The organism is Bifidobacterium sp. LH_424 (assembly GCF_056356895.1).
This window is the reverse complement of sequence record NZ_JBKEVC010000003.1, coordinates 218985-230746: the sequence shown is the minus strand read 5'-3', so window position 1 is coordinate 230746 and position 11762 is coordinate 218985. Positions and strand designations below refer to the sequence as shown.

Here is an 11762-nt window from a genome sequence, read left to right as displayed (position 1 = left end):
GGACGTCTTCCGGTGGGTCCGTCCGTCGAGAAAAGCTTCGGCGCGAGGCGCATGGGCGCCCGTACCCCAAACCGACACTGGTGGTCAGGTAGAGCATACCAAGGCGATCGAGCGAATCCTGGTCAAGGAACTCGGCAAATCACTCCCGTTCCTTCGGTTTAAGGGAGACCCCCGATGGTGAACCGGCTTGCCCGGGGAGCGGTTGGGGGTGGCACAATCCAGGGGGTAGCGACTGTTTACCAAAAACACAGGTGCATGCGAAGGCGCAAGCCGCTGTATATGCACTGACGCCTGCCCGGTGCCGGAAGGTTAAGAGGATCCGTCAACCCTTTCGGGTGAAGCGGTGAATTCAAGCCCCGGTAAACGGCGGTGGTAACTATAACCATCCTAAGGTAGCGAAATTCCTTGTCGGGTAAGTTCCGACCTGCACGAATGGCGTAACGACTTCCCCACTGTCTCGACCAGGAGCTCGGCGAAATTGCAGTACGAGTAAAGATGCTCGTTAAGCGCAGAAGGACGAAAAGACCCCGGGACCTTTACTATACCTTGGTATTGGCATTCGGTGTGGATTGTGTAGCATAGGCGGGAGACTTGGAAGCATGGACGCCAGTCCGTGTGGAGTCGCAAGGTGAAATACCGCTCTGTTCGCATTGGATGTCTCACCACGAGCAGTGATCCTGCTCTGGGACAGTGCCTGGCGGGTAGTTTAACTGGGGCGGTTGCCTCCCAAAGAGTAACGGAGGCGCTCAAAGGTCCCCTCAGCCCGGTTGGCAATCGGGTGGCGAGTGCAAGTGCACAAGGGGGCTTGACTGCGAGACCGACGGGTCGAGCAGGGACGAAAGTCGGAACTAGTGATCCGGTGCCGGTGTACGGACGCGGCATCGCTCAACGGATAAAAGGTACCCCGGGGATAACAGGCTGATCATTCCCAAGAGTCCATATCGACGGGATGGTTTGGCACCTCGATGTCGGCTCGTCGCATCCTGGGGCTGGAGCAGGTCCCAAGGGTTCGGCTGTTCGCCGATCAAAGCGGCACGCGAGCTGGGTTCAGAACGTCGTGAGACAGTTTGGTCTCTATCCTCTGCGCTCGTCGGAATACTGAGGAGACCTGCCCATAGTACGAGAGGACCTGGGTGGACGAACCTCCGGTACGCCGGTTGTCACGCCAGTGGCACCGCCGGTTGGCTGCGTTCGGAAGGGATAACCGCTGAAAGCATCTAAGCGGGAAGCCCGCTCCAAGATAAGTATTCCCAGGGAACCACGGTTCCTGAGACCCCCCATGAAGAACACGTGGTCGATAGGCCGGACGTGGAAGCCCCGCGAGGGGTGGAGCCGACCGGTACTAACGGGGAAGCGCGACACACATTCATCCCCTCCTATAGGGGACGGCATCAACCTCTTTCTGCGAATGCACGCGACACGGAGCAACCGTGACGTCACAACCCAAACGATCAACATGAAGCGTCCACCATCCGGTCCCCAAGCCACCAGCATCCAGGGAGGAACATCCCTGATAAGAGAAGATTTGCGGCGGTCATAGCCCAGGAGAGACGCCCGGTCCCATTCCGAACCCGGAAGCTAAGACCTGGCACGGCGATGGTACTGCACCCGAGAGAGTGTGGGAGAGTAGCACGCCGCCGCATTATAACGATCAGGACCCCCGGTCGAGCACACGCTCCCGGGGGTCCACGCATACCCAGACATGTTCCACCAAGCGGGCGAAAAGTGGACATCGCCCGTCATTCCAACCATCGCCGTTGTTACGATGGACTGTTATGAGCGAGAACATCATGCGAATCATCGACCTTCGCGGTCAAGTCCTGTCCCGTGCCGAACTGCTGGCCGCGATGCCGCGCGCCGCCATGGGCACCTCCGAAGCCACCGATCTGGTGCGCCCCATCCTCGACGACGTCAAGGAGCGCGGCGCGGCCGCCCTGCGCGACTTCGAGGAGAAGTTCGACCATGTGCGCCCCGAGCACCTGCGCGTGCCCGAAGAGGCCATCCAGGATGCGCTCACCACGCTCGACCCGGAAGTGCGCGCTGCCATCGAGGAATCCGTGCGCCGCGCCCGCGCCGTCGCCGCCAACCAGGTGCCGAAGGACTTCCACACCGATCTCGCGCCCGGCGCTCGCGTCGCCGAACGCTGGATCCCAATCCAGCGCGTCGGCCTGTACGTGCCCGGCGGCAAGGCCGTGTACCCGAGCTCCGTCATCATGAACGCCGTGCCCGCGCAGGCCGCCGGCGTCGAATCCCTCGCCATCGCGACCCCGCCGGCCCGCGACAACGACAAGGGCCTGCCGAACAAGACCATCCTCGCCACCTGCGCCATCCTCGGCGTCAAGGAGGTGTACGCGGTGGGCGGCGCCCAGGCCATCGCCATGTTCGCCTACGGCGCGAAGGGCTCCGAGCCGCAGGATGGCGCCGTGCTGTGCGATCCGGTCGACAAGATCACCGGCCCGGGCAACATCTTCGTCGCCACCGCCAAGTCCCTCGTCTCCGCGTTCGTCGGCATCGACGCGGTCGCCGGCCCCACCGAGATCGGCATCATCGCCGACAAGGACGCGAACCCGAGCCTCGTGGCCGCCGACCTCATCGGCCAGGCCGAGCATGACGAGCTCGCCGGCTCCGTGCTGTTCACCGATTCGCCGGAGCTCGCCGAGAAGGTGCAGGAGAACCTGAACTACCGCGTGCCGCGTACCGAGCACGCCGAACGCGTCCACACGTCCCTTTCCGGCACGCAGTCCGCCATCGTCCTCACTGACGGTCTCGACCAGTCCATCGACGCGGCCAACGCCTACGCGGCCGAACACCTCGAGATCCAGACCGCGAACGCGGACGAGGTCGTCAAGCGCATCAAGAACGCGGGCGCCATCTTCCGCGGCCCCTACTCGCCGGTGCCGCTCGGCGACTACATGTCCGGCTCCAACCACGTGCTGCCCACCGGCGGCACCGCCCGCTTCGCCGCCGGTCTCGGCGTGCACACCTTCATGAAGCCCGTCGAGGTCATCGAATACGACGAGGAAGGTCTGAAGGCCCTCGCCGCGCGCATCAACGCGTTCGCCGTGTCCGAGGACCTGCCCGCCCACGGCGAGTGCGTGCTGTCCCGCTTCGTCAAGGATCCGTACGACAAGGCGACCCTGCGCGAGCAGGAGAAGGAAGCTGGTCTGCTGTGAGTGCCATCCCCTCGAACCTGCCCCTGAGGAACGATCTGATCGGCGAGGAGCCGTACGGCGCGCCGCAGCTCGACGTGCCCGTCTGCCTCAACGTCAACGAGAACCCGTATGCGCCCGATCCGGCCGTGTGCGACACGATCGCCCGCCGCGTGCGCGAGATCGCCCCCACGCTGAACCGCTACCCGGACCGCGAGCACATCGAACTGCGCCGTGCATTCAGCGACTATCTCGCCCGCGAGTCGGGCACGCGCCTCGACGTGGACGAACTGTGGGGCGCGAACGGCTCCAACGAGATCATGCTCCAGCTGTTCCAGGCGTTCGGCGGTCCGGGCCGCACCGCGCTCGGCGCCGACCCCACGTACTCGATGTACCCGGAGTACGCGCGCGACACGTTCACCGGCTGGAAGCTCGCCCACCGCAACGAGGACTTCACGCTCAACGTGGAGAAGACCATCGAGGCGATCCACGAGGTCAAGCCGTCCATGGTGCTGCTCACCAGCCCGAACAATCCGACCGGCACGCCGCTGCCGATGGAGGACATCGAGCGCATCCTCGCCGCCTGCGAGACCGCCGAGGTGGAGGGCGCCGGCGAAGGCGTGCACCCGATCCTCGTCATCGACGAGGCGTATGTGGAGTTCCGCAACCCCGGCACCCCGAGCGCCGTGAGCCTCATCAAGGACCATCCGAACCTGGCCGTCAGCCGCACGATGAGCAAGGCGTTCGCCTTCGCCGGCGCGCGCGTCGGCTATCTCGCCGCGTCCAAGGGCATCATCGACTGCGTGCGCATCGTGCGCATGCCGTACCATCTGTCGGCCGTCACCCAGGCCGCCGCCCTCGCCGCGTTCGAGCACACCGACGAGCAGCTGAGCCGCGTCGGCCACCTGCGCGAGACGCGCGAGGCGACCGCCGCATGGCTGAAGGAGCAGACCTACAAGGGCGTGCATCTCGAAGTCGCCGAATCCGGCTCCAACTTCCTGCTGTTCGGCGGACGCTTCGACAAGCGCGACGCGATCTTCGACGAGCTGTTGAAGCGCGGCGTCCTCATCCGCGTCGTCGGCCCGGACGGCTGGCTGCGCGTGTGCATGGGCACCGACGAGGAGATGGCGCGATTCCGCGACGCCCTCGCCGAGACCCTGCGCATCGTGGAAGCCGAATGACGTCAGGCGAGCAACGTCCCGACATCACCACGTCGCAACGCAGACTTTCCCGCAACTTTCCTGAAGGAGCAACACCATGGCGCGCACCGCGCACATCGTCCGTGAGACCAGCGAGTCGCACATCGACCTCGAACTGAATCTCGACGGCACCGGCCAGACCGACATCGACACCTCCGTGCCGTTTTACAACCACATGATGAACGCGCTCGGCAAGCATTCGCTCATCGACCTGAAGATCCACGCGCACGGCGACACCGACATCGACGTGCACCACACCGTGGAGGACACGGCCATCGTGTTCGGCGAGGCGCTCAGGCAGGCGCTCGGCGACAAGCGCGGCATCCGCCGCTTCGCCGACGCCACCGTGCCGCTCGACGAGGCGCTCGCCAAGGCCGTCGTCGACATCTCCGGCCGTCCGTACGTGGTGTGCTCCGGCGAGCCGGAAGGCTACGAATACTGCATGATGGGCGGCCACTTCACCGGCTCCCTCGTGCGCCACGTCATGGAGTCGATCGCGCTGCACGCCGGCATCTGCCTGCACCTGCAGGTGCTCGCCGGCCGCGATCCGCACCACATCGCCGAAGCCGAGTTCAAGGCGTTCGCGCGTGCGCTGCGGTTCGCCGTCGAACCCGATCCGCGCATCGAGGGTCTGATCCCGAGCACGAAGGGATCGCTGTGATGTCCGGCTGGGACGATGGCAAGAGCGGCGGCCCCGACGATTTCGATCCGGACGCGGGCCATCTTTCCGATGACGACATCGCCAAGGCGATGGAGGGCTTCGAAAAGGAGTTCGCGCAGGAGAGCGATACCGGCGATGCCGACGGATCCGGCGCCTCCGCCTCCGACGGCGACCTGCCGGACATCGACGGCATCGACATCCCCGATGATGCCTCCTCGATCGATCCTGCCACCGGATTCGAGGACGCGCTCGAAGGACTGCTCGGCAACAAGGCGAAGATGGCGGCGCTCGTCACGCGCATCGCGTCGGCGCAGCTGCTCGCCGCGTTCTGCCAGCTGTCCGACATCTCCGCCGACTGCATCGGCTCCAACCAGGGTGCCGTCGCCGTGCTGCGCAGTCTCGACGGCGACGCGCCCGAGGCTGCGGCGCGCGACATCACCACCGTCGTCGGCGGCATGAGCGTCGTGCTCGGCGTCAACCGCGCCGACAAGCTCGAAGTCACCCTGTACGCGGGCGGACAGGCCGGCTCCACGCTCGCCCCGCCCATCCTGTTCAATTCGACGCCGCGGTTCGTGGAGGATCTCATGCTCGGCATCACCACCGTCGCCCAATTGAAGTCGAAGGGCTTCGAAGTGGTCGACTCGGGGAGCATGGACCACGATCAGGCGATGAAGGTGATCGCCGACCACACGCGCATGGGCCGTGGGGGAGCCACCCGCGGTTCCAGCATCGAATAACCTGTCACATCGATAAGGAGAATCCCGTGACCACAGCAGTCGTCTTCGACTATGGATTCGGCAACGTGCGCTCCATGGTGCGTGCGCTCGCACGACTCGGCGTCGACACATCGCTCACCTCCGACTACCGTCAGGCGCTCGAGGCCGACGGTCTCGTCGTGCCGGGCGTCGGCGCGTTCGCCGCCTGCATGGAGGGCCTGCGCCACGTGCAGGGCGACCGCGTGATCGTCGACCGTCTGCGCGCCGGACGCCCGGTGCTCGGCGTGTGCGTCGGCGAACAGGTGATGTTCGAGACCGGTCATGAGCATGGCGAAAACGCCGCCGGCGTCGGCCTGATCGGCGGCTCCGTCGACCCGCTCGACGCGGACGTCGTGCCGCACATGGGCTGGGATACGGTCGAAGGCGCGGAAGGCTCCACGCTGCTCAAGGGCGTGGAGGACGAACGCTTCTACTTCGTCCACTCCTACGCCGCGCATGAGGCGACGGCGAAGGATTTGTCCGGACTCCAAATCGAGATCGCCGACGAACAGCACGTCACCTGGTGCACGTACGGCCGCAGCCGGTTCGTCGCCGCCTACGAGCGCGGGCCCCTGTCGGCCACCCAGTTCCACCCGGAGAAGTCCGGCGATGCGGGAGCCCAGCTCCTGAAGAACTGGATCGCCACGTTCTGACCGACGTCACCGGCCGCCATCGTCACAACCGCGTCATCGCGGCCAACCACCAATCCCCGAGAAAGGCTCCCATCATGTCCCTCACCCTGCTTCCCGCCGTCGACGTGCGCGACGGCAAGGCCGTGCGACTGCGCCAAGGCGAGTCCGGCTCCGAAACCGACTACGGCTCCCCGCTCGAGGCGGCGCGCACGTGGGTTGAATCCGGCGCGGAATGGATCCACCTCGTCGACCTCGACGCCGCGTTCGGCACCGGCGACAACCGCGCCCAGCTGCGCGAGATCGTCCACGAGCTCGGCAGCCGCGTCAACATCGAGATGTCCGGCGGCGTGCGCGACGACGCGTCGCTCGACGCCGCGCTCGAAGCCGGCGCCGCCCGCGTCAACATCGGCACCGCCGCGCTCGAGAACCCGGAATGGACACGCAAGGCGATCGCGAAATACGGCGACCGTGTGGCCGTCGGTCTCGACGTGCGCGGGCACACGCTCGCCGCGCGCGGCTGGACGCGCGAAGGCGGCGACCTGTTCGAGACGATGAAGATGCTCGACGATGCCGGATGCTCGCGCTACGTCGTCACCGACGTCGCGCGCGACGGCATGATGAGCGGGCCGAACCTCGACCTGCTGCGTGAGGTCGCCGAACGCACCGACGCGAAGGTGACCGCCTCCGGCGGCATCTCCAAGCTCGACGATCTGAGGAACATCCGCGAGCTCGCCGACCTCGGCGTCGACTCCGCGATCCTCGGCAAGTCGCTCTACGCGCGCGCGTTCACGCTCGAAGAGGCGCTCGAGGTCGCGAAGTAGGCATCGGAAGGCCATGTGACCAAGTAGGTGCCGGATGTCGTCCGAAGGATGACGATCGATGAGCCGGCGCGGGAAATCCCGGAAGATACGCAAGTCTTCCGGGATTTCTTGTGTTGACGTCGTCTCAGTGCAAGGATTCCCGGAAGAAGGGGATGATTTCCGGGAATCCTTGCGCCGAGAAAGGGCGGCGCCGTGCCGAGAGAGGTCGGCGCCAGGATTCCCGGAGGGGTGGAGCGTGTCCCTCACATCCTCTACGCGCAGGGCAGCTGGCCTTTTTTGATCATCTTCTCGAAGACGGCGTAGTCCTCGTCGTTCTGTTCGGCGTAGCTGACGGCGAACGAGGCGATCGCCTGGTCGAACTCGTCGGAGCCGCCCAGATAGTTCGCGATCGCGATCGAATCGCCGGTGCGCGCATGCGCGTGGGCGAGGCACCAGGCGCACATGCGCGCCAGATCGGACAATGCCGTGGCGTTGAGATTGTCGATGTCGATCGACCCCTTGCCGTTCCACAGCTGACGCACGTAGTAGTCGCGCTTCCTGCCGTCCTCGGCGAGGAAGCTCGTCCAGCCGAGCAGCACATCCGCCGTGGACTGGATGAGCTTCTGGCCCTGCACCACGCGTTCACCGTGCGTCGCGTACGGGGAGGCGCCGCAGTAATGCTCGAGCACCGAATACGTGGCCTCCTTCATCTGGATCATCATCGGATCGTCGATGTCGCGCGCGATCCACACGCTCGCCCACGCGCGCTGGCCCACCGAACCGACGCCCACGACCTTGCGCGCCGCATCCTGATAACGGAAATGGTCGAACACCCAGCGGCGGTCCTCGTACAGCGAGTGACGGTAGTTCTCGAACAGCGTGTCGAGACGGGCCTGCAACGCGTCGAGATCCGCGTAGCTGTCGAGCTCGTTGATCGGCACGAGCTCGGGCGGATTCGACTTGAACCTGAGCTTGCCGTCCTTGAACCGGCACAGTTTCGCGGCGGCCGCGTCGTTGTCCTTGAGCAGCGCCTTCATCGCGGCCTGGCGCAGCGTGCCGTTGCGCTTGCCGCCGCCGGTCGTCTCGAACCGGTCGAGCGTCTCCTCCACGTCGAGATGCTCGTACCAGGCGTCGAGATAATCCATTTCGGAGAACCATTTGATGCGCTCGCGGTATTCGCGCGTGCATTGGAGCACGGCCTCGCGGATCGCCTTCTCCTTGAGCTTGTTCGCCCGGCCGCAGATCTCCACGGACACGGCGAGACGCTTGAGATCCCACTCCCACGGTCCGGTCGCCGTCTCGTCGAAGTCGTTGATGTCGAACACGAGACGGGCGGAGGGGGAGCGGAAGATGCCGAAATTGCCGATGTGCGCGTCGCCCACGCACTGCACGGGGATGCCGGTGACCGGCGTGGTCGCCAGATCGTTCGTCATGATGAGCACCGTGCCGCGGTAGAACGTGAACGGGCTGGCGCTCATGCGCTTGTAACGCAGCGGGATCAGATCGGGCACGCGGATCGCGGACTGCTCCTCGAGCAGGTCGATCGCCTCGCGGCGGCCCGACCGCACCTGCCAGACGGCGTGCGATTCGAGCGGCGCCTTCGCGCGTGCGGCGATGCCGGCGCGCGAACGCTCGCGGGGGGAGTCGGCCCGTTCCCATGACGTGACGTCGATGGGCGGATTGGCGGATGGGGTGAGATGGTCTTGTGCGGCTTCGCTCATGGGCACCACTGTAGCGTGACGTGCGCCGAGGTAACAAAGCCCTAACACGTGGGTGTGAGGATTGGGCACTATGGATAAGCAACAGGAGTTCGCCCTGCGCACCGTCGAGGAACGCGACGTGCGCTTCATTCGTCTATGGTTCACGGACGTGCTCGGCACGCTGAAGTCCGTGGCCATCGCGCCGGCGGAACTGGAGGCTGCGTTCGAGGAGGGGCTCGGATTCGACGGTTCGGCCATCGAGGGCATGACGCGTGTGTCCGAGGATGACATGATCGTCAAGCCGGATCCCTCCACCTTCCAGATCCTGCCGTGGCGCGGCGGACCGCAGGGGACGGCCCGCATGTTCTGCGACGTGCTCACCCCGGACGGCGAGCCCAGCCTCGGCGACCCGCGCCACGTGCTGAAGCGTTCGCTCGCCAAGGCGAAGGAGAAGGGCTTCACGTTCTACGTGCACCCCGAGATGGAGTTCTACCTGTTCGAGCAGCAGGACGACTGGTCGAAGGCCCCGACGCCGATTGACGAGGGCGGCTATTTCGACCACGTGCCGCGCAGCCCCGGCATGGACTTCCGCCGCGCCACCGTGAACATGCTCGAGCAGATGGGCATCTCGGTGGAGTATTCGCATCATGAGGCGGGCCCCGGCCAGAACGAGATCGACCTGCGGTACGCGGACGCGCTCACCACGGCCGACAACATCATGACGTTCCGCACCGTGGTCAAGGAGATCTCGCTGGAACGCGGCATCCACGCGAGCTTCATGCCCAAGCCCCTGGCCGACGCGCCCGGCTCCGGCATGCACACGCATCTGAGCCTGTTCGAGGGCGACGCGAACGCGTTCTACGAGGCCGGCCAGGAGTTCAACATGTCCCTGACCGCCCGCCAGTTCGCGGCCGGCATCCTCCACCATGCGGCGGAGATCTGCGCGGTCACCGACCAGTACGTGAACTCGTACAAGCGCCTGTGGGGCGGCAACGAGGCGCCGAGCTATATCTGCTGGGGCCACAACAACCGTTCCGCGCTGCTGCGCATCCCGCAGTACAAGCCCGGCAAGGGCAATTCCGCGCGCATGGAGTTCCGCGGCCTCGACCCGGTCGCCAACCCGTACCTCGCGTACTCGGTACTGCTGGCCGCCGGCCTCGACGGCATCGAGAAGCAGATGACGCTGGCCGAGCCGACGAGCGACGACGTGTGGGAGCTCACCGACGAGGAGCGCCAGTCCATGGGCATCGAGCCGCTGCCGCGCTCGCTCGGCGCCGCGCTGAAGATCATGGAGAAGTCCGATTTCGTGGCGGACGTGCTCGGCGAGCACGCGTTCAACTACTTCCTGCGCAACAAGCGTCAGGAGTGGGAGGAGTACAACCGCCAGGTCACCGCGTACGAGCTCAAGACGTACCTGCCGAAGCTGTAACGGCTGTAACGCGGTCGGCGCGCGCATGCGTGAAGGCGGGGTTTCCTATCGCCGGAAGCCCCGCCTTTTCCATATGATCCGCCACGGGTCGCGGCCGCGGCGGTCAGGAGACGGTGAACGTCCTCGTGACGGGCTTCGTGTCCGACGGCTGCGCGGAGGACCGGATGCGCACCTCGACCTTCCCGGGCTCGTCGGCGAGGTAGGCGACCTTGATTCGGGCCGACGCGCCGGAATCCAGGCGCAGCAGCTGTTCGTTGGCCGTGTAGTCGTCGCCGTCATGCTCGGGCAGGTACGTCATGTCGAGCTTCGACCCGTCCTTCCATACTTCGATGCTGGCCATGTCGGTCAGGCCTTGGGGTTTGTTGCGCTTGTTCACCCACGCATAGGTGACGACGATTGTGTGCTCGCCCCTGCTCGTGTCCGGTCCGCGCTCCGCCTTCAGCGGCTTCACGTAGCCGAGGACCGTCGTGCCGCGCCAGTCGCGCAACGGAATGTAGCTCTTGAGATCGGATTCGTCGGGTGCCGTGGCCTTGGGAACGGAATCCAGTGCGATGCGTTCGAACGCCTCGCCCATCGGCCTGTCCGCGGCGACGGAGAACGCGGCGGACACCGCGTCGGTCCCGTGGAATCCGAGCGCCGTGAACCTCACCGGCGCGGACGCGTCCATGATCCGGTAGGTGGACTGGATCGAGGTCTTCTCCTTCGGCATGACGGTCCGTTGCCGTGAGTCCGCGTCGTAGCCTTCGAGCGGCGTGTGGTGCTCGCCGTTCTCGTAGACGTCCTGCACGGAGGAGCGCGGAAGCTCCAGCCCGTGCTGCGAGGCCTGCGGGTCGGAGATCAGGTTGAGCTGTATCGCATGCTCCGAGGTGTTCTCCAGCGTGAAATAGACGACGATGAGCGGTCGGCCGTCGATACGGTCCACGCCTCCCGACACGGCCTTGTCGACGGTGAGGACGGCCGTGTCGTCCGTGTCGCTTCCGGTCAACGGGCCGTTGCCCTCCTTGACCGATATCTCCGGGTCCTGCGGTGCCGGCGTCGTGCTCCAGGACGATGATGATGACGATGATGATATGGACTTCATGGCGCGTGTGACCCGCCAGAAGCCCACGAGCTGGGGGACGACCAGCACGGCCACGGCGGCGACGATGAGCAGCGTGCGCACCCGGCGCATCGTCGCTTTCTCGGATTGGTCGGCCCCGCCGGAGTTGTTAGGTTTGCCGGGTTTATCGGGGTTATCGGGTTTATCGGGTTTATCGGGTCCGCCGCCTTCGCGTGGACCGTCGGCCCCGCTGTTCCCATTGATCGTGTCGTTCGTATCCGGCTTGCCGGTCCCGCCATCGGTCCCGGCGCCGTCGCCGTCCCACCTGATCTGTCCGCCATCGGAATCGCCGAACATGCCGCGCCCCTTCCACCCGCGTGTCGCTTCATCTCCATTGT

At 65.6% G+C, this 11762-nt stretch carries 9 protein-coding genes and 2 rRNA genes; 9 read left to right on the top strand and 2 right to left on the bottom strand.

Going from position 1 to position 11762, the window contains the following annotated elements; genetic code table 11:
• From AC1AYP_RS05015 to priA, 8 genes are all read left to right on the top strand, one after another.
• Positions 1–1366: ribosomal RNA gene (locus AC1AYP_RS05015) — 23S ribosomal RNA — on the top strand; the annotation flags it as partial.
• 160 nt (positions 1367–1526) lie between these two features.
• Positions 1527–1643, top strand: a 5S ribosomal RNA gene (gene rrf, locus AC1AYP_RS05010).
• Positions 1644–1775: 132 nt separating this feature from the next.
• The gene (hisD, locus tag AC1AYP_RS05005) at positions 1776–3173 is read left to right on the top strand and encodes a histidinol dehydrogenase (RefSeq protein WP_476532873.1); all 1398 of its coding nucleotides are present in this window, start codon (positions 1776–1778) and stop codon (positions 3171–3173) included.
• Positions 3170–4330 carry a histidinol-phosphate transaminase gene (locus tag AC1AYP_RS05000; protein WP_476502046.1) on the top strand — a complete coding sequence of 387 codons (1161 nt, stop codon included), beginning with the start codon at positions 3170–3172 and terminating at the stop codon, positions 4328–4330. Before hisD ends, AC1AYP_RS05000 begins: the two co-directional genes overlap by 4 nt.
• A 76-nt stretch (positions 4331–4406) precedes the next feature.
• On the top strand, positions 4407–5009 hold the full coding sequence (gene hisB / locus AC1AYP_RS04995; protein WP_476502047.1) for an imidazoleglycerol-phosphate dehydratase HisB: 603 nt from the start codon (positions 4407–4409) through the stop codon (positions 5007–5009).
• Complete coding sequence (locus tag AC1AYP_RS04990) at positions 5009–5746, top strand: hypothetical protein (RefSeq protein ID WP_476547008.1); 738 nt, start codon at positions 5009–5011, stop codon at positions 5744–5746. The genes hisB and AC1AYP_RS04990 overlap by 1 nt, the downstream gene beginning before the upstream one ends.
• Positions 5747–5772: 26 nt before the next feature.
• Entirely contained in the window at positions 5773–6417 is a 645-nt protein-coding gene (hisH, locus tag AC1AYP_RS04985; RefSeq protein ID WP_476532870.1) for an imidazole glycerol phosphate synthase subunit HisH, read from the top strand.
• Positions 6418–6491: 74 nt separating this feature from the next.
• Positions 6492–7217, top strand: a complete 726-nt coding sequence (gene priA, locus AC1AYP_RS04980) for a bifunctional 1-(5-phosphoribosyl)-5-((5-phosphoribosylamino)methylideneamino)imidazole-4-carboxamide isomerase/phosphoribosylanthranilate isomerase PriA (RefSeq protein ID WP_476502050.1) — start codon at positions 6492–6494, stop codon at positions 7215–7217.
• Positions 7218–7468: 251 nt separating this feature from the next.
• On the opposite strand, the gene AC1AYP_RS04975 is transcribed toward priA, so the two are convergent.
• Complete coding sequence (locus AC1AYP_RS04975; protein WP_476547006.1) at positions 7469–8917, bottom strand: DUF2252 domain-containing protein; 1449 nt, start codon at positions 8915–8917, stop codon at positions 7469–7471.
• Positions 8918–8987: 70 nt separating this feature from the next.
• Between AC1AYP_RS04975 and glnA the strand changes: the two genes are divergently transcribed.
• Complete coding sequence (gene glnA / locus AC1AYP_RS04970; RefSeq protein WP_476502052.1) at positions 8988–10325, top strand: type I glutamate--ammonia ligase; 1338 nt, start codon at positions 8988–8990, stop codon at positions 10323–10325.
• A 103-nt stretch (positions 10326–10428) separates the two neighbouring features.
• Here glnA and AC1AYP_RS04965 read toward each other — a convergent pair whose 3' ends face one another.
• Positions 10429–11721 (bottom strand): DUF5067 domain-containing protein, encoded by a 1293-nt coding sequence (locus AC1AYP_RS04965; RefSeq protein ID WP_476547004.1) that lies wholly within the window; start codon positions 11719–11721, stop codon positions 10429–10431.
• Positions 11722–11762 lie beyond the last annotated feature (41 nt).